Source organism: Sphingomonas sp. CROZ-RG-20F-R02-07, from assembly GCF_022662335.1.
Classification (GTDB): Bacteria; Pseudomonadota; Alphaproteobacteria; order Sphingomonadales; family Sphingomonadaceae; genus Sphingomonas.
The window spans coordinates 1-23683 of the sequence record NZ_JAKNQJ010000015.1 but is presented as its reverse complement, the minus strand read 5'-3'; the positions used below and the strand labels follow the sequence as shown (position 1 = coordinate 23683).

The window sequence follows — 23683 nt, the reverse complement described above, 5'->3', positions numbered from 1 at the left end:
CTGCTGACTAACGAGGCCGGTTCGCAAACCCCAATACCCCTATGGCGCGACATCGGCGCTCCGCCGGCTCGCCGGCGCGGGTCGAACGGCGGCAGGGCTCGCCCGGACAGGATGCCGGACACGATGCCCGCTGACGCTGCGACCAAGGATTTCGAGGACCGTTCATGACCATGACCAGCCGAACCCCGACCCGCATCCCGGAACAGGCGGCGTTTCAGACGGTGGAGGTGCGCTGGGTGCGTCACTGGAACGAGCATCTCTTCAGCTTCGCCGTCGAGCGGCCGGCGAGCTTCCGCTTCCGTTCGGGCGAGTTCGTCATGATCGGCCTGCCGGGCGAAGGCGACGGCAAGCCGCTGATGCGCGCCTATTCGATCGCCAGCCCCGCCTGGTCGGACGAGATCGAGTTCCTGTCGATCAAGGTGCCCGATGGCCCGCTGACGTCGCGCCTCCAGGGCGTGCAGGCCGGCGACCAACTCTATATGGGCCGCAAGCCGACGGGAACGCTGGTGCTCGACGCGCTGCTCGGCGGGCGGCGGCTGTTCCTGCTGTCGACCGGCACGGGCCTGGCGCCCTTTCTCAGCCTCGCGCGCGATCCCGATGCCTATGCGCGCTTCTCGCAGGTGGTGATCGTCCATTCGGTGCGCCGGGTGAGCGATCTGGCCTATCATGACGAGCTCGCCGCGCAACTGGCGGACGATCCGCTGGTGTCCGAACAGGCGCTGGAGCAGTTCCACTATGTGCCCACCGTCACCCGCGAGCCGTTCCGCACCACCGGGCGGATCGAGGCGCTGATCGCGGACGGCCGGCTCTTCGCGCCGCCCGTGGTGGGCGAACCCCGCTTCGATCCCGAGCATGACCGGGTGATGCTCTGCGGCAGCACCGCGATGATCCGCGAAACCGCCGAGATGCTCGACGCGCGCGGCTTCACCGAGGGATCGAACGCCAATCCCGGCCAATATGTGATCGAGCGCGCCTTCGTCGGCTAGCGGCGCCGTCGCCGTCGCCGTCCCCGCCCAAGGGCTCTTGCAGGAGAGCCGGCGCCGTGGAATCATCCTCCGGGGAACGATGTTCGGGGGGACGAGGGATGGCACGCGTGGCACGAAACGCATTCAGGGCAGCCGTGCTCGCCGCCGCTGCGCTGAGCCTCGTACCCACCGCGACGCATGCGGCGCAGTGTCATCTGTCGAAATATGTCGACATTCCGGTGACGATGGCCGGGCGGCGGCCGGTCGTCACCACCCAGATCAACGGGCGCGACGCGCGCTTCATCCTCGACAGCGGCGCGTTCTTCAGCACGATCGCCAAGGCCAACGCGCTGGAATACGGCCTGAGCATCCGCGAGCTCGGCGGCGGTGGCGCGCGGCTGAAGGGCATCGGTGGCGACAGTTCGCTGGGCGTGACCACCGCCAAGGAGTTCCGGATCGCGAACATCCCCATTCCCCGGATCGAGTTCGCGGTGGGCGGCAGCGACACCGGCTATGCCGGGCTGATCGGCCAGAACATCCTGGGCCTCGCCGACGTCGAATATGATCTGCCGCACGGCTTCGTCCGGCTGATGAAGGGGCAAGGCTGCCGCGGCGAAGCGATGGCTTATTGGGCGGGCACCAAACCGATGACGCTCGTCCAGCTCGAGCCGATGGGCGTCGGCCAGCACCACACGATCGGCACCGTCCATATCGACGGCAAGCCGATCCGCGCCGTATTCGATACCGGCGCCGAGGGATCGATGCTGACCCTGGCGGCGGCCAAGCGCCTCGGCATGGCGCCGGGCGACGACGCCCATGGCTATTCCTACGGCCTGGGACAGAAGCGCGTCCGTTCCTGGCGGATGCGCTTCGCCTCGATCGACATCGGCGGCGAGGCCATCGCCAAGCCGTGGATCGAGGTGGCCGACGACACGCTGGACGGGCCCGACATGCTGATCGGCATCGACTTCTTCCTCACCCACCGGATCTATGTCGACAACCAGAACCACCGGATGTTCATCACCTACGAGGGCGGCCCGATGTTCGGCCTCAACCCGAAAGGCGCGGTCGACAACAAGGGCAAGGGGCTGGACCTGACCGACCATAGCGGCGAGCCGACCACGGCTCTGGGCTACAGCCAGCGCGGCGCGATTCTCGCCACCAACGGCCGCTTCGACAACGCCATCGCCGATTTCGACAAGGCCGTGGCGCTCGCGCCGGCGGACCCGCATTATCTCTACCAGCGCGCGATGGCGCGGCTCGGCAACCACCAGCCGTTGCTGGGCGCGGCCGATCTCGACCGGGCGATCGCGCTCGTGCCCAACGATGCGGAGGCGCACCTCGCGCGCGCGCGGCTGCGGCTCGGCGCACACGATCAGGATGGCGCGATGGCGGATCTGAAGGTGGCCGACGCCGCGCTCGCGCCCTCTTCGGACATGCGCAAAGGGCTGGCATCGATGTACGACGCCGCCGGGGTGCCCGAAGCCGGGCTGGCGAGCTGGGACGCATGGCTGAAGAGCCATCCCGAGGATAACGGCCGCGCCACCGCCTTCAACGGCCGATGCTGGGCGCGCGCGCTGATGAACACCGCGCTCGACAAGGCGCTGGCCGATTGCGACTCGGCGCTGCGCCTCCATCCCGGCGAGGCGGCGTATCTCGACAGCCGTGCGCTCGTCCGGCTGCGTCGCGGCGAGTGGGATCGCGCACTGGCGGATTACGACGCCGCGCTGGCGGTGCAGCCGCGCAACGCCTGGTCGCTTTATGCCCGTGCCATCGTCGAACAAAAATTGGGTAAGGCCGCGCAGGCCGACAGCGATCGCGCCAAGGCGTTCGCAATCGATCCGCATGTGGAGGATCGCGCCAAACGCTACCATGTCGGGGCATGAAGCGGTTGATTGCAAAAACTGCAATCGCGGATGTCGGTCTTTGCAGTTGCGAGAGTTCGTGATGCAGTGCAAAAAAACTGTGCCTTTCAGGCATCCTCTCCTAAAAACTTATCGGCCGGTCTCTGACCGGCCTTTTTTTGTGCCCCGTCTTCGGGCATGCCGCTCGCGTTGACGTCGCCGGGCATAAAGATATGCGCAGGAGCGGAGCCGCCGGTCGAACCGGCACCCGGTCGGCGGTTGCGTTGGGGGATCGAGCGGGCATCGCTCTCCCCCAATTGCCGTTAGCCCGCACCCGCCGCTTCGGCCTTCAGGGCCATCGAGTCATTCGCGCCGTTCGAAGACCAGCAGCGTCGAGGTGGCCGAGGCGCACAGCCGCCCCCCGCCATCGAACAGCTTCGCTTCGGCAAAGGCCACCCGGCGGCCCATCGTGACGACGACGCCCTCGGCCCGGACGCGTCCGCTCCGGTCGCTCAAGCCGCGATGATAGGCCACTTTGAGTTCGAGCGTCGTATAGCCCTGCCCCACCGCGAGCCGCGAATGCACCGCGATCCCGCACGCGCTGTCGAGCAGCGTCGCGGCATAGCCGCCATGGACCGACCCGATCGGGTTGTAGACGCTGCGCCCCGGCTCGCCTTCGAACACCGCGCGGCCAAGCTCCACTTCGGCCAGTACGAAGCCAAGCGTTTCCCCGATCGGCGGCTGCCGCCCCGATGCCTGCATCGCACGGAGTTGCGCCAATCCATCGAGCGCGGCGAAATCGCTGTCGGTCATGGCATCACTCCGGGGCTTGCAAAGGTTGGATCGCGGTGAACCCACCGATACGCTGCCATCGATCAGCGGGCCAGCGGCGACGCGTCATACTCGGCCAGCAACGCTGCGACACCGTCATAGATCGCCACGGCACCGGCCAGCGCCTCGTCCGAAAAGCCGCCCGACCGAACCGCGATCGTCGCCGCGCCGGCCTTGGCCGCGGCCTCCACGTCATAAGGCGTATCGCCGACCGCGAGCACCGCCGCGGGCGGGATCGACCCCAATTTGGCGATGGCAGCCGCGAAGATGTCGCCCGCGGGCTTCGACGTGGCGACGTCGTCGATGCTCGTCTGCGCATCGAGGATGTCGGCGATGCCCAGCAGCCGGGCATAATGTTTCAGCTCGCGGCGCTCGGCGGAGGAGGCCAGCACCACGCGCTGCCCGGCATCGTGCACCCGCCGCACCAGCGCCGATGCCCCCGGAAACGGACGGACCCGATCGAGATAGCGGGTGTGGAAGATCTCGCCATGCGCCTTGGCGATCGCCTGCTGCACCGCCTCGGGCGCATGGGGCAGGAGCGCGGGGACGAGCAGGTCGCCGCCCTTGCCGATCTGGCCGCGGATCACCGCACGGTCGATCGGGTGATCGGCATCGCGAAACGCCTCGTCCCAAGCCTCGACATGATAGTCGTTGCTGTCGACCAGCGTGCCGTCAAGATCGAACAGCACGGCCTGGATCCGGCCCGGCGCCGGCGTGCGCTGGCGGGTGAGCCACGCCGCACCCGCCGCGCAGGCCAGCAGCGCCATCCCCGCACGCGCGCGGCCGCGGCGGCGGATGAGCGCCAGGCCGATCGTCGCCACGCCGGTTTGCAGCATCCCGGCCTCGCGCAAGCCCGCGACTCGTGCCGTCACCCGGCCGGCGGCATAATCCGCCGCCAGGGAGTGACGGGGCTTCGCGGCTTCGGGCACGATCCCGGGAGCGTTGGGCGCAGGCGTCTTCTGCACTTCGAATTCGGCATTCAGTTCGGCGCCGAACAGCAGGATATAGCTGGAAAGATACAGCCAGGTGAGCAACACCACGACCGCGCCCAAAGACCCATAGGTCGCGTTGTAATTGCCGAAATTGGCGACGTAGATGCCGAAACCGAGCGTCAGCCCAAGCCAGAGCAGCGCGGCGAGCGCCGATCCGGGCGTCAGCCACACCCAGCGCGTCTCGGCGCGCGACGGGCCATAGCGGTAGAGCGTGGCCGCGCCCGCCGCCGCCGCCAATGTGAGCACCACATAGGAGATCACCTTGCCGATCGCGATCAGCACAGCCGGAGCGCCCGGTACCAGCGCGCGCAGATGCCCGAGCGACGCGACCGCGACCAGCGCGAGGATCGCGATCATCACCGCCACCGCAGTGATCGCCAGCGCGAGCAGGTTCACGCGCACGAAGCTGCGCGTCTCCGTCTCGTCATAGGCGATGTTGAGCGCGGTGACGACCGCCCCCGCGCCGTTGCGCGCCCCGAACAGCGCGAGCGCGAGCGCAAGCAACAGCCCCAGCCCTTTCTTGCCGTCCGAAGTGTGGACCACGTTCAGCAATTGTTCGCCGATCAACCCGGCGGCGGCGTGCGGCATGATGGCGGTGAGCGCGGTTACGTCGTGCACCACGGTGGCGGGTTCGGCGACCAGCCCGTAGATGAGCACGATGGCGCCGAGCAGCGGCACGAGCGCGAGGAAGCCGTAGAAGGCGACGCCCGAAGCGATGAGGCCGATATTGTCCTTGCCGGTGTCGTTCCACGCGCCGACGAACGCGGTCTTCCACGCCGCGAGGCCGAGCGACCAGGGATTGGATGCCCCATGCGGGCCCGATGCGCGTCGATCGATGGCGTTGGTCATGCGGCGTGCCCCCTTGCGGCGACGATGGCGCGCGCGAACCTAACCCGCCGGGGGCGAAGGCGTTCCGATCCGCACCGCCTCGACGATCCACGACGCCGTCCGCCGCCCCTCGCCCACCGCGAACTCGCGGCCGATCCCGGCCAGGAACCGGCCATGGATGCCGGCGGCGTGCTGCGCGAAATCATAATAATCGATCCGGTGATGCGCCAGGACGAGGCGGCCGCCCGGCCGCAACGCGCGCCCGACATCCGCCGCGAGCGCGGCCATCGCACGCGGCGTCAGATAATAGAGCAACTCCGCCACCACGATCGCGTCATAAGTGACGCGCGGAAACCGCCCGGGCAGCGCCAGCACCGAGGCGCACGCACGGGGCCAGCGCGCGACCGCGCGCGCGGTGAGGCGCGTGCCCTCCTCGGTGCCCTCGGTCGCGTCGAGCCGCAGTGCGCGTGGCGCGATCGCGGCGCTGTTCGACCCGTTGCCGCTCGCCAGTTCCAGCACGCGGCCGATCGGACCGGGGCCGAGCGCATGCAGGATCGCCGCGCGCTTCGTCGCTTCGTCGCGACCCGCGAACGTGTCCCAGGGATCCCCGTCCGCCGCGAATTTGGCGGCGAAGCCATCGAGTCCGATCGCCGTCATGCCCGCACCACCGCGAACCGCTCGACCGGGCGCGCGAAGGCGGCGAACTCATGGACCGCTATCGCGAAGCCCGCCGGGTCGTCGGCGATCGCGCCCATTTGCGTCCGGTAGCCGCGGATGATCGAGGCGCGCGCCAGCCGGGCATGCGGATGCGGCAGCAGCCGGTCGCCCGGCGCGCCCGTCCGCGTCGGTGGCCAGACGCGATAGGCGAGCCGCCGCCCGGCAAAGGGGGCCGCCGCCAGCGCCTGCGCCACCATGCGGTGATCGGGATGCGCGTCGTCCGCGACCGGTCCGACCAAGAGGTCCAGCCGCGGCCGGCGAGCGACCGCGCGCCGGATCGCGGACCGGCAGGCGGCCGGCGATGTGGACAGCGCACCGTCAGGCAGCCCCAGGAAATGCACCCGCGTCGTCGTCAGCCCCAGCCGGCGCATCGCCCGGCGCGTCTCGCGGCGCCGTTCCGCGACGAGGTGCGCGCGTGGCCAGCGAAGGCTGTTCGGATGCGACGCCGCGCCGTCGGAGACGACCAGCACGTCGACGCGCACGCCGCCCCGCCGCAGCGCGCCGATCAGCCCGAACGCGCCGATCGCCTCGTCATCGGGATGCGGCGCCACCACCAAGGCCGCGCGCGGATGGCCGATCCCGAGCCTCACAGGTCGACCGTCAGCGCGCCGTCCGCCACCGCCGCGCCGACGCGCAGCCGCTGCGCATCGGGCCCGGGCTGGCGCAGATACACCGCGAGATCGGACAGTATCGCCGCCAGCGGGTGCGCGACGAACATCCCGCTCAGGCCCACCGCTTCGCGCGCGATCGTCAGCGCGCGCTCGGCCGCATCGAGCACCGCCAGCCGGGCCGCCGCCACCCCCGACAGGCGAGTCGCATCGGGCGTGGCGAACCACCCCGACGCGGTGTCGCGCACCACCCCCGCCGCCCGCGCCGCCAGCATGTGGAGCTCGGCCAGCCGCGCGGCCTGAAACGGATCGGCGGCGCGCCCCGTCTGGCCGAGATGATCGCGCGTGCGGTCGAGCAACGCCGCGACGCCGCCCGCCTGCACCGCCACGAAGCGGAGAGCACCACCGCTGAACCACGGCTCGCGCGCATAGTCGCCCGGCTGCCCGATGCAGTCGCCGGGTTCGATCGCGGCATCGTGCCAGCGCACCAGATGCGTCTCGGAGCGCTGCATCCCCGTCATCCGCCACCAGGTCCGATCGATCGCGGGCACCACGCGGTCGAGCGGCAGGAGCAGCAACTGCGCACCCGCGCCGCCGTCGGCCGTGACCAGCGCATGGGTCAACACGCCAGCGCCCGAGGCATAGGCCTTGCCCCCCGACAGCCGATCGCCACCGAGGCGCAGCGGCTCGCCCGGCAGCCCGGCATTCCACACCCCGAGCATCGCGCCCGCACCGATCGCTGCCGCAAGCCCGGCACGTTGCGACGCATCGCCATAACGATGGACGATCTGCACCGCATCGACATGCCCCTCCAGCAAGCGCCCGAGCGGCAGGTCGACGCGCCCCGTCGCGTAGAGCGCGCGAAGCAGCGCGTGCAGGTCGTCGCCGTTCGATGGATCCGCCATGCCGATCCCCGATGCGCCCAGCCGCACGATGGCGGCACGCAGATCGGTCGCCATGTCCAGGCTCATGCCGCTTCCTCCATCGGCGCGCGCTCCAGCACCGCAAGCGCCTGCTCGGCGACGCCCAACGGCACCGGACGCTCGCCTGCGGGGCAGGCCGGCACGATCCGCATCGCGAAGGCCTCGGCATTGGGGCAATCGCGCGCGACGCCCAGCACGTGATCGCCCGACAGGCCGATCATCCGCCCGAAGCCCGACCGCGTCGCGGCCGAGGCCCGTCGGGCGAACGCCCGGCGCGCGGCGGCGTGCGCACGATATTGCCACGCCGCGCCTTCGGGATGCGCGACCACCGTCTCGCCGCCATCATCGGCCCGCCGCAGATCATGCGCCAGACCGCCCGGCGCGCGCCCGATCCGGCGCGACGACGTCTCCACCACCATCGCGCGCTCGCGCCGCACCCGCATCCCCGCGCGCCCCGCCGCGTCGATCAGCGCGGCATCCTCGCCCGAGGGGAGCGGCGCACATCCGCCAAGCGCGGCATAGCCGTCGGCACGCATGGCGAGATTGGCACCCCCGGTGAAATGATGCCCCTCGTCCGGCTCCCACACGACCGGATCGATCCGCCGCCGCAGTCGATAGAGCCGGTCGTAATAGGCCTCGATCCGGTCCTGCGGCGCGTCGCGCGCATCGCCCGGCCGCACGATCAATCCCGCGGCGATCTCCACCGCGCCGAGCGCGGCGGCGGCGGCGCGCACCCAATCGGGCGCGGGCATGCTGTCGGCATCGGTGGTGAGCAGCAGCGCGCCCGGTGCGCCGGCGACGCGCTCCAGCCCGATCGCCAGCGCATCCCGCCGGGCGGCGCCCGCATTGCTGGGCCGCACCGCCGTGCTGCGCGCAACTGACCATGGCAAGTGCGACCCGCCAAGCGTGTTTTCGATCACCGCCCCGCTGTCGTCTGTGCAACTGTCGAGAAAGAAACAGGCGTGAAAAGGCGGGGCCGCCTCCTGCGCCAGCAGCGCGCGGAGCAGACATGGCAGGACAGCCTGTTCGTTCCGAACGGGCACGCAGACGGCAATGACCGGATTAGGCAGCCCAGTCTCCCTTCGAACCCTGTTCTCGTCGGACCACCGACCCTAGCATGGTGAAAGGCCGCCGCCTTGCGCTCGATCAATCGCCGGGTCGCAGCGCCGGTAGCACGCCGTGGCCGCCGATCCATCCCGATTGCGGCGCGCCCGCGCTTGGTGCACATGGTCAGAATCGCTTACCCTTACCGCCGTTCGGCCCTGGAGACCTGCCTGTGACGATGCGCCTCGTGCTGATGACCTCCGTGTTCGCGCTGGGCGCGGCGATGCCGCTCGCCGCGCATGAACCGCATGCCTGCCTCGACGATGGCTGCACCGTGCAGTCGATCGTGCCGCAGGACGCAGGTGCCGGCGCCGATGCCGCCACGGCGACCCATTATGGCCGCTGGGGCTTCGACCTGACGGGCATGGACCGCAGCGTGAAGCCCGGCGACGACTGGTTCGATTATGTGAACGGCACATGGGCGAAGAACACGAAGATCCCGGCCGACCGATCCTCCTATGGCGCGTTCGCGGTGCTGCGCGACTTGTCCGAAACGCGGTTGCGCACGTTGATCGGGGGCTATCGCACCGACGATGCCGCGCACCCCGATCGCGCCAAGGTGGCGACGCTGTACGACGGCTTCATGGACACGGGGACGATCGAGCGGCTCGACGCGGCACCGCTGACGCAGCGCCTCGCGGCGGTGAAGGCGGTGACGACCAAGGACGAGATGGCCGCGCTGATGGGCCGGTCGATCGGCGGCTTCGGCGCGAGCTTCTTCGGATCGGGCGTCAGCGACGATGCCAAGCAGCCCGATATCTATGCGCTCTATCTGCGCCAGTCGGGCCTGGGGCTCGGCGACCGCGACCTGTATCTCGACGCCAAGTTCCACCCGCAGGTGGTGCGTTATCAGCAATATGTCGCGCAAATGCTGGGGATGGCGGGCTGGCTCGACCCCGAGGGTGCCGCCGCGAAGATCGTCGCGATGGAAACGCGCATCGCCGAGGCGCATTGGACGCGCGCGCAAAGCCGCGATCGCGACAAGACCTATAATCTCATGACGCTCGCACAGTTGCAGGCGCAGGCGCCGGGCTTCCCCTGGGCGACCTTCTGGAACGCCGCCGGCATCGCCAAGGCCGAGCGCGCGATCGTGGCGCAGAACACCGCCTTCCCCAAGATCGCCGCGGTGTTCGCCGCGACCGATCTCGACACGCTAAAGGCCTGGGAGGCGTTCCGCACCGCCGACGACATCGCGCCGCTGCTGTCGAAGCGCTTCGTCGACGCGCATTTCGATTTCCGCAGCAAGTTCCTGAACGGCCAGCCGCAGCAGCGCGACCGCTGGAAGCGCGGCGTGGCCTATGCCGAAGGCGCGATGGGCGAGGCGATCGGCCGCGATTATGTCGCGCTCTATTTCCCGCCCTCGTCCAAGGCCAAGATGGACCAGCTCGTCGGCAATCTGCGCATCGCGCTCGGCGGGCGCATCCGCAATCTCGAATGGATGGGCCCCGCGACCAAGCAGGAGGCGCTGGCCAAGCTCGCCAACTTCAACGTCAAGATCGGCTATCCCGACAAGTGGCGCGACTATAGCGCGCTGCAGGTGGTGCCCGGCGACGTCGTCGGCAACGAGGAACGTGCGCAGCGGTTCGAATGGGATTATCACCGCAACCGTATGGGCAACCGCGTCGACAAGGCCGAATGGGGCATGACGCCGCAGACCGTGAACGCCTATTACAACTCGGTGAAGAACGAGATCGTCTTCCCCGCCGCGATCCTGCAGCCGCCCTTCTTCGATCCCGATGCCGATCCCGCGATCAACTATGGCAGCATCGGCGGCGTGATCGGGCACGAGATCAGCCATGGCTTCGACGATCAGGGCCGCAAATCGGACGGTCACGGCGTGTTGCGCGACTGGTGGACGCAAGCCGATGCCGCCAAGTTCGAGGTGCAGGCGACGAAGCTCGGCGCGCAATACGAAGCCTACAGCTTCGAGGGGCTGCCCGGCGTCCACATCAACGGTCGTGCGTCGATGGGCGAGAATATCGGCGATCTGGGCGGCGTGCTGATCGCGCTCGACGCCTATCACACCTCGCTCGGCGGCAAGCCCGCGCCGGTGATCGACGGCTTCACCGGCGACCAGCGCTTCTTCCTCGGCTGGGGCCAGGTGTGGCGCACGCTGTTCCGCAACGAGGCGCTGCGCCAGCAGCTCGTCAGCGATCCGCATTCGCCGGGGCAGATCCGCGCGGTCAACCCGCTGCGCAACGTCGATGCCTGGTACAAGGCGTTCGACGTGAAGCCGGGCGACAAGCAATATGTCGCGCCCGAGGACCGCGTGCGCATCTGGTGAACGGCCGGCCGGATCGGTGCCCCCGCGCGCCGATCCGGCTGGAACTGCCGCGCCACTTCGCCTATCCGCCCCGGATGACCGACCCCCGCGTACCAAGCCGCGTCTTCCCGCGCGCCGCCGAGGATGCCCAGTCCGCCAAGGACTCGGTTTCCACGCCCCAGACCGAAAATCCGGCCTATCGGCTGGCGTTTCAGGACATGGATTTCCTGCTGCGCGAAGACCTGCGCCCGGTGCGTTTCCAGCTCGAATTGCTGAAGACGCAGTTGCTGCTGGACGAGGCGAACATCGCCTCCACCTTCGTCTTCTACGGTTCCGCGCGCATCCCCGAGCCCGCCAAGGCGCAGGCGATGTTCGAGCTCGCCACCGACGACAAGAGCCGGCGCATCGCCGAGCGGCTGGTCGAGAAATCTCGCTATTACGACGTCGCGCGCGAACTCGCGAGCAAGGTCAGCGTGCTGCCGCGCGACGAGGCGGGCAAGCGCCAGTTCGTGGTGTGTTCGGGCGGCGGCCCGTCGATCATGGAGGCGGCCAATCGCGGCGCACACGATGTCGGCCAGGAATCGATCGGGCTCAACATCGTCCTGCCGCACGAGCAGGCGCCCAACCCCTATGTCACGCCCGCGCTGTCGATGCAGTTCCACTATTTCGCGCTACGCAAGATGCACTTCCTGCTCCACGCGCGCGCACTCGCGGCGTTTCCGGGCGGGTTCGGCACGTTCGACGAGCTGTTCGAACTGCTGACGCTGATCCAGACGGGCAAGATCGATCCGATCCCCGTCCTGCTCGTCGGCCGCGCCTTCTGGGACCGGGTGGTGAATTTCCAGGCGCTGGTCGAAGAGGGCGTGGTGAGCGAGCGCGACCTCGGCATCTTCACCTATGTCGAGACGGCCGACGAGGCGTGGGACGCGGTGCAGCGCTTCTACCGCGAGCGCGCCGCCAAGGAAGACGCCGCGGGCTGATGGTCCGTCCCGCCGCCATCCCGCACGATGGGGATGGCGGCTAACGGCTTATTTCGTCGTGCTGCGCGCGCCCTTGCGGGCGGCTTCGGGATCGACCGACGGCGCGCCCGATGCGGGCGTGCCGGTGTTGGCGATGTTGTTGGTCGGCGCGCCCTTCGTCGCGGCGGCAGCGGCGGCATTGGCGGTGGCCGGCTGGCCCTTGGCGCCCGTGGCGGCGGGCGCGGCTCCGGCGGCGGGTGCCTTGGGCAGCGGCAGGTTGGAGCCCTGCTGGTTGAGATAGAGGATCACGTTCGCGCGGTCCTGCGCGTTCGACAGGCCGGCAAAAGTCATCTTGGTGCCGGGCGCGAACTTGCGCGGCGAGGTCAGCCAGGCGTTCAGCTTGTCGAAGTCCCAGGTGCCGCCCACCGCCTTCAGCGCATCGGAGAAGGCGAAGCCGCCCTTGCCCTGCGCGATCCCCTCGCCGACCGTGGCGTACAGATTGGGGCCGATGCCGTTCGGGCCGCCCTGCGCGATGGTGTGGCAGGCGGCGCATTTCTTGAAGACCTCGGCGCCCTTGGCCGCGTCGGCGGTGGGCAGCAGGGTCGCGATCGGCACCGCGGCCGCCTCGCCGCCGCCCGCCGCATCCTCGACGCCCTCGATCGCATAGCCCATCTTTTCGGGGCGATGGCCCTCGAACACCATGCCGCCGACGATCGAAAGCCCGAGCGCCGCGCCGCATCCGGCGAGCACCCAGCCGGCGATCGTGTTGGTCCGATTGTCCATGATGCGACCCGCCCCCGACTTATGATTGCCCCTGCAATAGAATAAGCCGGCCACCCTCTGCAAGCACGCTTGCCGAAGCCCCCTGCGCGATCCTATCGCAGCCGCCATGCAAGCCTTCGCCGCCCCCGCCCAGGCGCTCGTCGCCCGGATGACCGCCGCCGCCGCCGCCGAACCGCACCGCGCCGTCGCCTTCCAGGGCGCGCCCGGCGCCAACAGCCATGTCGCGGCGAACGAGGCGTTTCCCGACGGCCTGCCGCTACCCTGTTTCGATTTCGCCGACGCGATCGACGCGGTGAAGGACGGCCGTGCCGATTGCGCGATCATCCCGATCGAGAATTCGCTCCACGGCCGGGTGGCCGACATCCACTTCCTGCTGCCCGAATCCGGCCTCGTCATCACCGGCGAACATTTCCTCACCATCCGCCACGCGCTGATGGGCACGGGTACGCGCGACGCGGTACGCGAGGCCATGAGCCACCCCCAGGCGCTGGGCCAATGCCGCCACTGGCTGCGCGCGCACGGCATCCGCCCGGTGAACTATCCCGACACCGCGGGCGCCGCGGCACTGGCGGCGGAACGCGGCGATCCCGCCGTCGCCGCGCTCGCCCCGCCGGGCGCCGCCGCGCTCTATGGCCTCAACCTGCTGGCCACCGACATCGCGGATGCGGACCACAACACCACCCGCTTCGTAACGCTGGCGCGTGGCGGCCGGCCGCCGGTCGGGCCGGGGCCGTGGATGACGACGCTGATCTTCGCGGTGAAGAACGTGCCCGCCGCGCTCTACAAGGCGATGGGCGGCTTTGCGACCAACGGCGTCAACATGACCAAGCTGGAAAGCTACCAGGCCGGTGCCAGCTTCGCCGCGACCGAATTCTATGCCGATGTGGAAGGCAAGCCCGGCGATCCCGGCCTCGACCGCGCGATCGAGGAACTCGGCTTCCACGCAAAATGGGTCCGCGTGCTCGGCACCTACGCCCGCGCGCGCGAGCGGGGCTGAGGCCGCCGCTCGACTCGACCGACTACAGCCTTCGCCCTCTACTGATGCGAAAGGCAGGGAGGACGATGTCCACCCTGCCCTCCTTTCACTCTGTAGCCAATCAGAACCGCGCCACGACACCTGCATAGATGAAGCGACCCAGAACGTCGTATTGACCACTACCCCCGCCGAGGCCCGTGAGGTCGAGCGGCGGCGTCTTGTCTGCCACGTTGGTCACGCCCATGTAGAAGTTAAACTTGCTGGTCGCATCGATCCCAACGCGAAGATCATGATAAGCCACGACCGGGTAGAACTTGTAGTTTGCGTAATAGGGATCAGTGGGCGAGTTGCCGTTAAGCGAATTGTAGAATGCGTAATCACCTACATACTGCTTACCGTACCAGCGAACCTTGTATCCGAACGTGAACGGACCGGTCTTGAACTCGGTATTGATAGTGAACCGATCGCTTGGCGTGCCGAGATTATCCTTGTCGCGCGTTACATAGCCCGGCGTCGTGGGATCGGTATAATCGTCGCGCTGGAAGACATGCGTATAGTTCGCGCGCATCGAGATGCGGCCGTAACTGCCGATCTGATGGTTATAGGCGATCTCGGCATCGATACCGCGCGCACGAAGTTGAGCGAAGTTGACACCACCCGAGATCAGCGAACCCTCCAAGATCTGGAACGGAACCTCACCACGCGGGCCGCCGCTGGCACCCGCACGCTGGAAGAGCGAGCAGAACTGGTTGCTGAGCGAAGAAAGATCGTAGCACTGGTTGATAATCGTCTGCGCGTCGACCGAGGCAATCGCCTGATTGACCTTGATGCTGTAATAGTCAGCCGTGATCGACAGGCCGGGCACCCAATGCGGCTGCAGCACGCCGCCAACCGTGTAGGAGTCGGACGTCTCCGCCGCCAGGTTGGGATTTCCACCACTGCGGAACAGCAATGTCTGCGAATAGACGAAGTTATAGCCAGCCGGACGACCTGCTGCCGCGCAATTCGCCTGTCGGTTCGTGGGATTGACCCCCTTGGTGATGTTGTCCGCCGAGCAAGGATCGGCGACCGAAGCATAGTTGGCACCAAACGGCGTGTAGAGTTCGCCGAGATTCGGTGCACGAACGGCGCGGGCATAGCTTCCACGCAGCGTGAGGTCGCTGATCGGACGCCAGATCGCGCTGGCATTGTAGGACCAGACGGTGCCGGCACTGGTGTTGTAGTTCGAGACGCGACCGGCGCCGTTGATCGTCAACTCCTTGATAAAGGGCAGATCCTTTAGAAGCGGGATGCTGATTTCGCCATAGGCTTCCTTGACCTGCAATGCCGGCGCGATAAACGCGGGAATCGAGTTATAGAAGGTATAGCCTTCCGTTACGAGCGGATCCTGCACGTACGAGTTCGTTTCGCGGCGATATTCACCACCGAGCGAGAAGCCGATCGGGCCACCGGGGAGCGAGAACAACTGCCCAAGATCGCCCGAGACGAAACCGCTCGCGTCGAACTGCGTGATCTTGCCGACAGAGCTGGTGTTCTGAAGAACATAATTCTTCTGCGCTTGGGTGAACTGGCCACCCAGGACGTTAATCGGCACGCATGCGGCGACGTCGCTGGCGAGCACCGACGCCGCATTTGGATCGGTGACTCCGGCATAGCCATAGGCCGCAGCGGAATTGACCTGCGAGCGGCAGACGACCTGGCCTGCGGCATTCCGCGTCGTGTCGTTTGCGAGCAGGAAGCGCTGGATGTTGAGATTGCCTAGGATGTTCGTCTTTTCCTGGAACTCGCCGTAATTGGCCGAGACCTCGTAACGCCAGTTGCCGTTGAACGTCCCGCGCACGCCGGCGACTGCACGATAGGTATCGCGGTAGGAACGCTCCGCACGATTGCCGAGGCCTTCCATGACCTCGCGCACGGCGAACTGCGTCGCTGCAGTTGTAGCGAGACCAGCGGCCGTTCGATTGGCTAGGATCGTCGCGCGCGCTTGGTCCGTGAGGTAGGGATTGTCGAAGCGGATCAGTTCGCGATTGCGGGCACTTCCCCCAGGATCGCTGTCGCCAAAGGTGGTGCCGCTGAGGAACGCCGGCCCGCTCGATCCGGAGCCGAAGACGGTGGTGTGCGAGTATGTCGCCTCCACGAACGGCTCGAAGGCATCAGCGAACGTGTAATGGCCGACGAGGCTGACGTTCACACGATCGAGCTGAGGCTGAACCTGGAACTCGTCGCCGCTGCGGAAATTGCTGCCATTGCCGCCGATGAACGATCCATTGGGGCCGTAGCCCACACGCTGCCCGGTGAGCGGCACGAGGTTGCCCTGCGGCGTGAATTGGTAGGGAACATAATAGAAGACCCCGTTCGGTCCCGTCCCGGCGTTCAGTAAGGCGTTACCGCCGAAGCGGACCACACCCGTTTCGCTGTACGATGCGTTGCGCACGTCGTTGAACAGAACGTTCTCGGGATTGCCGGCACTGCCGGTCGGGTTGACCTGGAGGAACGAAGTCTGGCTGGCGAGGTTCGGACGATCGCTACCGAAATATTGGCTCTGATGTGCGTATTCGACGTTGACCGCGATGTTCCCGCGCCCTTCGTTGAAATTCTTGCCGCCAAGAATGCTCGCGAACTGCGCGGCCCCATCACCATAGGGGCTGACGCCGCTTTGCGCGCGTCCTTCGAGCCCTTGGAAATGATCCTTCAGCACGAAGTTCACGACGCCTGCAATCGCGTCCGAGCCATAAACCGCCGACTCGCCCCCGGTGACCACGTCGACGCGCTCGATCAGATCCGTTGGGATGGTGTTGACGTCGACCGACGTCCCCGAATTGAGGATGTCGCCCGCGACATGTCGGCGACCATTGACCAGTACCAGCGTGCGTTGCGTGCCGAGGTTGCGCAAATCGAGCAGGCTTAGGCCCGCAGTGCCGAGGAAACGGGTGGAGTTGGACTGACTGAACGTCGATGCCAGCTGGGGGAGCTGGTTGAGCTGATCGCCGATGGATACCTGCCCGGTCTGGAAGAACTCTTCGCCTTGCACGCTGGTGATAGGATTGGGCGAAGCGAGGTTCGGCCGCGCGATGCGCGAACCCGTCACGACGACGTCGCCGCCGCCGCCGGCCGCTTCGCTCCCGCCACCGGCATTGCCAGCGGTGTCGACACCGCCGGTCTGGTTCGGGGTCGCGCCCGGGCCGGTCGAATCCGGCGACGTGGTGGGCGTGGCCTGCGCGCTTGCCGTCGTGGGCAGTGCGATGATCGCTCCAAGAACGACGGACGCGCTAAGCAGATAATGGAATTTCATGCTTCCCCCTTGAGCCGCCCTGATCTGGCGAATACCAAATCGTGACGGGCTTATGACGAAAGCGCAATAACCGGTCAGCTTACGTTCACAGTTTCTCCACAGCGTAGCAATTTTGCAACATACTGCATAGTCGGTGGAGATGCCGCCAGCATGACAAAAACTTAATAATCGGCAAAACCGTTGTTTATCTTCTCACCCCTCCCCCACCCAAGCGTTCAGCAGCGTATAGGCGATGGCGTAGGGCGGGGGTGGCACGAACGGGCCCTCGCCGCCCGCCAGCACCTGGGCCACGATCGCGCGGGGCACCCAGATCGCATCCTCCAGCTCGTTGGTGTCGAGCGTGATCGCGTCGTCCTCCGCCTCGGCGATGCAGGCCAGCATCAACTGGGCGTGGGGAAAGGGCCAAGGCTGGCTCGCGACATAGCGCACGCCGCCGACGCGCACGCCGGTTTCCTCGGCCACTTCGCGCGCGACCGCCTCCTCGATCGATTCGCCCGGTTCGAGAAAGCCCGCTAGCGCCGAATAGCGGCCCGCGGGCCAGCCCTTGCCGCGGCCGATCAGCGCGCGGCCGTCATTTTCGGCGATCATGATGACGACCGGGTCGACGCGGGGGAAATGCTCGGCATGGCAGTGCGGGCATCGGCGGCCCCAGCCGGCACGGAAGAGCGCGGTGGGCGTGCCGCAATTGGCGCAGTGGCCGTGGCGCGCATGCCAGTGAAGCACGCTGCGCGCCGCCGCATAGATCGCCGCCTCGCCCGGCGCCAAGGCGGCGAGCGCCGCCATCAGCGCGGGGCTGCGCATCGCCGGCGCGGTGTCGGTGCGCAGGCCGGGAATCGCCGCCGCGAAACAGGGCCGGCCATCGTCGAGCCCGAGCAGCACAGGCTCGGCACCGTCAGGCAGGTCGGCCATGCTCGTCCAGGCGAGGCGGCCGTCGTCGGTCGTGCCGGGCATCAGCCCGTCCAGCCGCAGCAGCCGGGCGCGCCAGTCGACCGTCGCGGCGGCGAGCGCCGCGGCATCGTGGCGCAGCGCATCGGCGCGGTCGAGCGGGTTTCCGGTGAAGCCGATCACCGGGCGCGTGCCCGGTCGCGGCGCAGGGCGGCGGGGATCTCGGTGCGAAGCGGCCATTGGTTGGCGGGAAAATAATTCACCATCACCGTGCCGCGGGTTCGAAGACCGGGATTGACCCAGGCGAGCGTGCCCGCCGCGCCGGACCATCCATAGGTGCCCTTGGGCGCGCCGCCGGGCGTGTCCGCCAGGACGACCGATCCGCCCGCGCCGAACCCCATCGGCGCCGTGGCGTCCGGGCTGCCGAAGGTGACGCCCGCCGGCAAGAGGTTGGACGTCATCAGCGCGATCGTCGCGGGGCTGGCGATCCGCACGCCGCCCAGGCTGCCCCCGTTCTGGATCATGTGCAGGAACCGGTCGTAATCGCGCGCCGACGATACGAGGCCGGCGCCGCCATAAGGGAAGCTCGGCCGCTGGAGGAACACCGATGTCGCGGCGGGATCGAGCGGGGTGCGCGTGCTGCCGACGATCGCGTAGTTGCTCGCCAGCCGCGAGGCGGCATCGGCGGGCACCTGCCAATAGCTGGACGTCATCCCGAGCGGTGCGAAGATGCGCGTATTTACAAACCGGTCGAACGGCTGACCCGACGCCACCTCGATCACGCGGCCCATCACGTCGAGCCCGATCGAATAGCTCCATTTGGTGCCCGGATCGGCGACCAGCGGCAGCGTCGCCACCCGATCGGCAAAGGCCGCCAGCGTCGCGGGGCGCACCTTGCGCATCTGCACCTCCAGCGGCGCGTTCACCGCCGCGGGCAGGATGCCGAGCCGCTCATATTCCTTCAGAAGCGGCCCCTTGGTCACGATGTTGTAGCCCAAGCCCGCGGTGTGCGTCAGCAGGTTGCGGATCGTGATCGGGCGCGCGGCAGGGCGGCTGGCCAGGCTGTTGTCGGGATCGGTCAGCACGCGCATGTTGGCGAAGGCCGGGATATAGTTCGAAACCGGATCGTCGAGCCGGATCCGGCCTTCCTCGATCAGGATCATCGCCGCCATCGCCGTCACCGGCTTGGTCATCGAATAGACCCGCCAGAGCGAATCGGCGCCGGCGGCAGGCGCGTTCGGCTCGTCGCCGATCCGGCCGGCGGCGACGAACAGCGTGGGCCCGTCGCCGAACCCGAAGGCGCCGACGATCCCCGGCATCTTGCCGCTCGTGACATAGGAATCGAACAAGGCCTGCGTGTTCGGCAGCAACGCCGATACCGGAATCGGCATCCGGGGAGAGGAACGCAGCGTCGGCTGCGCTTGGGGTGCCGGCTGGCTCTGCGCCGCGAGACCGGTGGCGAGCCCGGCGAGCGCAACGGCGCAAACGAGAGAGACGCGCTTCATGAACTGCTCCGTATCGCGGCGGCGGCCTTGGCGAACAGCGTCGGCAGCCCGGCCGAGGCGAGGTCCGCGATCGGCCACCATGAGCCGGGGTGATGCGCGTCCACGCGCGCTACCGCAAGCGCGAGTTCGAGGTCCATATGCGTGAAGCCGTGCGTGACGGTCGTCGCGAGCAGCCGCCAGTCGGCCTGGACGGGCGCGCCTTCCAACCCTGGTGCCTGCGTCTCCCAGGGCCCGGTCGGCAGCGCGCGCATGCCGCCCAGCAGCCCGCTGTCGGGCCGGCGGACGAGCAGCACGTCGTCGCCGCGCTCCAGCCAGAAGATCGTGCCGTAGCGCTGCTTGCGCGCCGCCTTCTTCGCCTTCACCGGAAACATCTCGGGCGCACCGGTCGCGAAGCCGGCGCAATCCATGCGCAGGGGGCAAAGCAGGCATTTGGGCGCGCGCACGGTGCACAGCCCCGATCCCAGATCCATCATCGCCTGCGCGAAGTCGCCCGCCCGTTCGTCGGGGGTGATCGTGTCCGCCGCCGCGCGGATCATGGGCCGCGCGGCCGGCAGCGGCGTGTCGATCGCGAACAGCCGCGCGACGACGCGTTCGACATTGGCGTCGACCACCACCGCGCGCCGCCCGAACGCGATCGCCGCCACCGCCGCGGCGGTATAGGCGCCGAGCCCCGGCAGCGCGCGCAATTGGGCTTCGGTGTCGGGAAAGCGCCCGCCATGGTCCGCGGCGACGACGCGCGCGGTGGCGACCAGGTTGCGCGCGCGGGCATAATAGCCGAGCCCCGCCCAGGCCGCCATCACGTCCGCCTCGTCCGCCGCCGCCAGGCTCGAGAAATCGGGCCAGCGCGCCGTCCAGGCGGCGAAGCGCGGCGCGACCGCGGCCACCGTGGTCTGCTGGAGCATCACCTCGGACAGCCACACGCGATAGGGATCGGCGGGCGTGCCCGGCGGCGCGCGCCACGGCAGCGCGCGGGCGTGCACGTCGTACCAGCCGAGCAGCCGGTCGGCGACGGTCGAAGAGCGCTTGGCGTCCATGGGCGCGCTATGCCATGGAGGGCGCCATGAGCAAGCGCGGCCGCGCCCCCGAAGAACCCCAGCGTGCGAACCGGTCCCGTGCCGTCGCCGAGCTGCTGCCCGCGATCGGCGGCGCGGCGTTCCGGCGATTCGGCTTCGTGCAGGGCGCGATCGTCAGCCGCTGGCGCGAGATCGTCGGCGAACGCTATGCCGCGGTCAGCACGCCCGAATCGATCCGCTTTCCGGTGGGGCGCAAACAGGACGGCACGCTGACGCTGACGGTGGCGGGCGCACACGCCCCGATGATGCAGCATATCGCGCCCGAGATCGTCGAGCGCGTGAACCGATTCTTCGGCTATGCCGCGATCGTCCGCGTGACGATCCGCCAGGGCGAGGTCGCCACCCCCGCGCCGCGCCGTGCGCCGCCCTCGATCCGCACCGTGCCCCATGAACTCGGCCAAAGCCTGAAGACGATCGCCGATCCCGAGCTGAAGGCGGTGCTCGAATCGCTTGCCGCCGGTGTCGCGGCGACGCGCGGGCTGCCCCGGATAGGATGACGATCCCGATGATCCGCCCCCTTCTCGCCCTGATCGGCATCGTGCTGCTGACCGCCGCCGCGCCGGTGCGCGACTGGTCGTCAGTGGTCACGCGGACGCCCGCGGGCACGTTCCTGATCGGCAACCCCGCCGCGCGCGTGAAGCTGGTCGAATATGCGAGCTACACCTGCCCCCATTGCGCTGCCTTCGCCAAGGAATCGGAGCCGGTGCTGAAGGCGCAGATGATCCGCTCGGGCTCGACCAGCCTCGAATTCCGCAACCTGATCCGCGACCGGCTCGATCTCGCCGCGGCGCTGCTTGCGCGGTGCACGGGCGTGCACGGTTTCGCCGGCACCAACGCCGCGATCTTCGCCGCGCAGGGGCAGTGGCTCGAACGCGGCTTCGACTATCAGGAAAGCAACGGCGCACGGCTCGGCATGTATCCGGTGCTCGCACAGCTTCGCGCCTATGCCGACGGCGCGGGGCTGACCGCCCTGGTCCAGGCACGCGGCCTGTCGCCCAAGGCGATCGACGCGTGCTTCGCCGACCAGGCCGAGGTCGACCGCATCCTCGCCATCTCGTCTGCGGTGCCCGCCGGCGTCGCGGGCACGCCCGCCTTCTTCGTCAACGGCAAGGCCATCCCCACCGCGGCATGGGCCGGGCTCGAACCCGCGCTGCGCACCGCCGGCGCCAAGTGATTCCTATGGAGACCTCCCCCATGAAAGCGTTTCTCGCCCTGCTGGCCCTTCCGCTCGCCCTCGCCGCCTGTTCGAAGGGCGATACCGGCGGCAATGCCGCACCGGCCGCCCCCGTCGCCGCGGCAGCGGCACCGGCGGGCCAGGACTGGACGCAGACCGTCTCGATGACGCCCGAGCATGGCTATGTGATGGGCAACCCCAATGCGCCGATCAAGCTGGTCGAATATGGCTCGCGGCTGTGCCCCACCTGCGGCGCCTTTGCGAACACGGGCATGAAGCCGCTCGAGAACAGCTATGTGAAGAGCGGCAAGGTCTCGTACGAATTTCGCGACTTCATGGTGCACGGCGCGCCCGATTTCGCGCCCGCGCTGCTCGGCCGCTGTGCCGGCACCGCACCGTTCTTCCCGTTGCTCGAACAGATGTTCGCCGCGCAGCCGACGATCCTGCCCAAGCTGGAGAATGCGCAGAGCTTCAACGCCTCGCTGCAGGGCAAGCCGCCGACCCAGGTGTCGACCGCCTGGGCCGAATATCTCGGCTTCATCGATTTCGTGAAACAGCGCGGCATCCCCGAGGCGCAGGCGCGTGCGTGCCTGGGCGACATGAAGCAGAACGAACTGCTCGCCACGATGACCGACGAGGCCGGCCGCGAGAAGAACGTGACCGGCACGCCCAGCTTCTTCCTCAACGGCCGCAAGCTCGACGCGGTATCGTGGCCCGATGTCGAGGCGCAGTTGAAGCAGGCCGGCGCCTGATCCGCCGCTGCGCCGGGCGGCCGATCCCGTCTTGGGAGGAATGCGGTGCGCGGTGACGTGACCGGGGCGGAGGATACCGGGCCCGGCGCCGCGGGCATGCAGATCAAGCGGCTCCGGATCACCGGGTTCAAGAGCTTCGTCGAGCCCGCCGATCTTCGCATCGAGCCGGGCCTGACGGGCGTCGTCGGTCCCAATGGCTGCGGCAAGTCCAACCTGCTCGAGGCGCTGCGCTGGACGATGGGCGAAGGCAGCGCCAAATCGCTGCGTGGCGCCGGGATGGACGATGTGATCTTCGCCGGCACCGCGACGCGGCCGCCGCGCGATTTCGCCGAAGTGTCGATCCTGGCCGAGGTGAACGGCGACGAGACCGAGATCGTCCGCCGGATCGAGCGCGGCGCCGGCTCCGCCTACCGGATCGACGGGCGCGACGTGCGCGCAAAGGACGTGGGGCTGCTCTTTGCCGATGCCGCCACCGGCGCGCATTCCCCGGCCCTCGTCAGCCAGGGTCGGATCGGCGCGGTGATCGCCGCCAAGCCCGCCGACCGGCGCGCGATGCTCGAAGAGGCGGCGGGGATCGCCGGCCTCCACGTCCGCCGCCGCGACGCCGAGCAGCGGCTCCACGCGACCGAGGCCAATCTCGCGCGGCTGGGCGAATTGATCGCCGAACAGGATGTCCGCGCCGCCGCGCTGCGCCGCCAAGCCCGCGCCGCCGATCGCTATCGCACGCTGTCCGAGCAGATCCGGGTCGCGGAGGCCCGGATGATCTTTGCGCGCTGGCGCGAAGCTGCCGCTGCGTCCGATATCGCCAAGGCCGAGGCGAAGGCGACCGAAGCGGGCGTCGTCGCGGCCACCGCCGCCAAACGCGTCGCCGCCGAGGCGCAGGCACACGCGGTCGAGCGGGTGGCCGCCGCCCGCGCCGCCGCCCGAACCGCGCGCGACCGCGCCGGCGAAGCCGGGCACGCACTGGCCGCGCTGCGCACCGAACGCGCCAATGCGGTGCGCCGCCAGACCGACCTCGCCGCCACCGCCGCGCGGATCGTTGACGATCGCGCGCGCGAAGACCGGCTGGCGCGCGACGCCGCCGACGCCATTTTGCGGCTGGGCGCGGAGGCGAGCGCGCTGGCCGCGGCGATCGAGACCGCGAGCGGCGCGGCGCCTGCGCTCGACCGGACGCTGACCGACGCGGAGCGCCGCGCGCGCGATGCCGAA

General features: G+C 68.7%; 20 protein-coding genes. 9 read left to right on the top strand and 11 right to left on the bottom strand.

Annotation, left to right across the window (positions count from 1 at the left end):
- The first annotated feature begins 164 nt into the window (after window positions 1–164).
- Together L8H00_RS16195 and L8H00_RS16190 are read left to right on the top strand one after the other, a co-directional pair.
- Window positions 165–986, top strand: coding sequence for a ferredoxin--NADP reductase (locus L8H00_RS16195; protein WP_242098342.1), 822 nt, complete (start codon window positions 165–167; stop codon window positions 984–986).
- 107 nt (window positions 987–1093) lie between these two features.
- Window positions 1094–2851 (top strand): aspartyl protease family protein, encoded by a 1758-nt coding sequence (locus L8H00_RS16190; protein WP_242098341.1) that lies wholly within the window; start codon window positions 1094–1096, stop codon window positions 2849–2851.
- Between the two features lie 321 nt (window positions 2852–3172).
- Here the strand turns inward: L8H00_RS16190 and L8H00_RS16185 are convergent, their stop codons facing one another.
- The 6 genes from L8H00_RS16185 to L8H00_RS16160 all read right to left on the bottom strand — a co-directional run bounded on the left by L8H00_RS16185 (window position 3173) and on the right by L8H00_RS16160 (window position 8763).
- Window positions 3173–3622, bottom strand: a complete 450-nt coding sequence (locus tag L8H00_RS16185) for a PaaI family thioesterase (RefSeq protein ID WP_242098340.1) — start codon at window positions 3620–3622, stop codon at window positions 3173–3175.
- A gap of 62 nt (window positions 3623–3684) precedes the next feature.
- Window positions 3685–5481 carry a YhjD/YihY/BrkB family envelope integrity protein gene (locus tag L8H00_RS16180; RefSeq protein ID WP_242098339.1) on the bottom strand — a complete coding sequence of 599 codons (1797 nt, stop codon included), beginning with the start codon at window positions 5479–5481 and terminating at the stop codon, window positions 3685–3687.
- A gap of 39 nt (window positions 5482–5520) precedes the next feature.
- The gene (locus tag L8H00_RS16175) at window positions 5521–6117 is read right to left on the bottom strand and encodes a class I SAM-dependent methyltransferase (RefSeq protein ID WP_242098338.1); all 597 of its coding nucleotides are present in this window, start codon (window positions 6115–6117) and stop codon (window positions 5521–5523) included.
- A complete protein-coding gene (locus tag L8H00_RS16170) occupies window positions 6114–6767 on the bottom strand; it encodes a PIG-L family deacetylase (RefSeq protein ID WP_242098337.1) in 654 nt (217 codons plus the stop codon). Before L8H00_RS16170 ends, L8H00_RS16175 begins: the two co-directional genes overlap by 4 nt.
- Window positions 6764–7756, bottom strand: coding sequence for an acyl-CoA dehydrogenase (locus tag L8H00_RS16165; RefSeq protein ID WP_242098336.1), 993 nt, complete (start codon window positions 7754–7756; stop codon window positions 6764–6766). The genes L8H00_RS16170 and L8H00_RS16165 overlap by 4 nt, the downstream gene beginning before the upstream one ends.
- The gene (locus tag L8H00_RS16160; protein WP_347340747.1) at window positions 7753–8763 is read right to left on the bottom strand and encodes a glycosyltransferase; all 1011 of its coding nucleotides are present in this window, start codon (window positions 8761–8763) and stop codon (window positions 7753–7755) included. The genes L8H00_RS16165 and L8H00_RS16160 overlap by 4 nt, the downstream gene beginning before the upstream one ends.
- 227 nt (window positions 8764–8990) lie before the next feature.
- Between L8H00_RS16160 and L8H00_RS16155 the strand changes: the two genes are divergently transcribed.
- Window positions 8991–11096 carry a M13-type metalloendopeptidase gene (locus L8H00_RS16155; protein WP_242098380.1) on the top strand — a complete coding sequence of 702 codons (2106 nt, stop codon included), beginning with the start codon at window positions 8991–8993 and terminating at the stop codon, window positions 11094–11096.
- 74 nt (window positions 11097–11170) lie between these two features.
- Window positions 11171–12055: a TIGR00730 family Rossman fold protein gene (locus L8H00_RS16150; RefSeq protein WP_242098379.1), complete on the top strand. Its 885-nt coding sequence runs from the start codon at window positions 11171–11173 to the stop codon at window positions 12053–12055.
- Between the two features lie 48 nt (window positions 12056–12103).
- On the opposite strand, the gene L8H00_RS16145 is transcribed toward L8H00_RS16150, so the two are convergent.
- The gene (locus tag L8H00_RS16145; protein ID WP_242098334.1) at window positions 12104–12817 is read right to left on the bottom strand and encodes a cytochrome c family protein; all 714 of its coding nucleotides are present in this window, start codon (window positions 12815–12817) and stop codon (window positions 12104–12106) included.
- Window positions 12818–12923: 106 nt separating this feature from the next.
- On the opposite strand from L8H00_RS16145, the gene L8H00_RS16140 reads away from it, so the two are divergent.
- A complete protein-coding gene (locus L8H00_RS16140) occupies window positions 12924–13814 on the top strand; it encodes a prephenate dehydratase (RefSeq protein ID WP_242098333.1) in 891 nt (296 codons plus the stop codon).
- A 100-nt stretch (window positions 13815–13914) separates the two neighbouring features.
- Here L8H00_RS16140 and L8H00_RS16135 read toward each other — a convergent pair whose 3' ends face one another.
- The 4 genes from L8H00_RS16135 to L8H00_RS16120 form a co-directional block, all read right to left on the bottom strand.
- The gene (locus tag L8H00_RS16135) at window positions 13915–17085 is read right to left on the bottom strand and encodes a TonB-dependent receptor (protein WP_242098332.1); all 3171 of its coding nucleotides are present in this window, start codon (window positions 17083–17085) and stop codon (window positions 13915–13917) included.
- 192 nt (window positions 17086–17277) lie between these two features.
- On the bottom strand, window positions 17278–18153 hold the full coding sequence (nudC, locus tag L8H00_RS16130) for an NAD(+) diphosphatase (protein ID WP_242098331.1): 876 nt from the start codon (window positions 18151–18153) through the stop codon (window positions 17278–17280).
- Window positions 18150–19475: a serine hydrolase domain-containing protein gene (locus tag L8H00_RS16125; protein ID WP_242098330.1), complete on the bottom strand. Its 1326-nt coding sequence runs from the start codon at window positions 19473–19475 to the stop codon at window positions 18150–18152. The genes nudC and L8H00_RS16125 overlap by 4 nt, the downstream gene beginning before the upstream one ends.
- Entirely contained in the window at window positions 19472–20509 is a 1038-nt protein-coding gene (locus L8H00_RS16120) for an A/G-specific adenine glycosylase (protein WP_242098329.1), read from the bottom strand. Before L8H00_RS16120 ends, L8H00_RS16125 begins: the two co-directional genes overlap by 4 nt.
- A 14-nt stretch (window positions 20510–20523) precedes the next feature.
- On the opposite strand from L8H00_RS16120, the gene L8H00_RS16115 reads away from it, so the two are divergent.
- The 4 genes from L8H00_RS16115 to L8H00_RS16100 form a co-directional block, all read left to right on the top strand.
- The gene (locus tag L8H00_RS16115; protein ID WP_242098328.1) at window positions 20524–21045 is read left to right on the top strand and encodes a DciA family protein; all 522 of its coding nucleotides are present in this window, start codon (window positions 20524–20526) and stop codon (window positions 21043–21045) included.
- An 8-nt stretch (window positions 21046–21053) separates the two neighbouring features.
- On the top strand, window positions 21054–21722 hold the full coding sequence (locus tag L8H00_RS16110) for a thioredoxin domain-containing protein (protein ID WP_242098327.1): 669 nt from the start codon (window positions 21054–21056) through the stop codon (window positions 21720–21722).
- A 20-nt stretch (window positions 21723–21742) separates the two neighbouring features.
- A complete protein-coding gene (locus L8H00_RS16105) occupies window positions 21743–22474 on the top strand; it encodes a thioredoxin domain-containing protein (RefSeq protein WP_242098326.1) in 732 nt (243 codons plus the stop codon).
- Window positions 22475–22570: 96 nt separating this feature from the next.
- Window positions 22571–23683: AAA family ATPase (locus L8H00_RS16100; protein WP_242098378.1), on the top strand; the 1113-nt coding region annotated here is incomplete at its 3' end.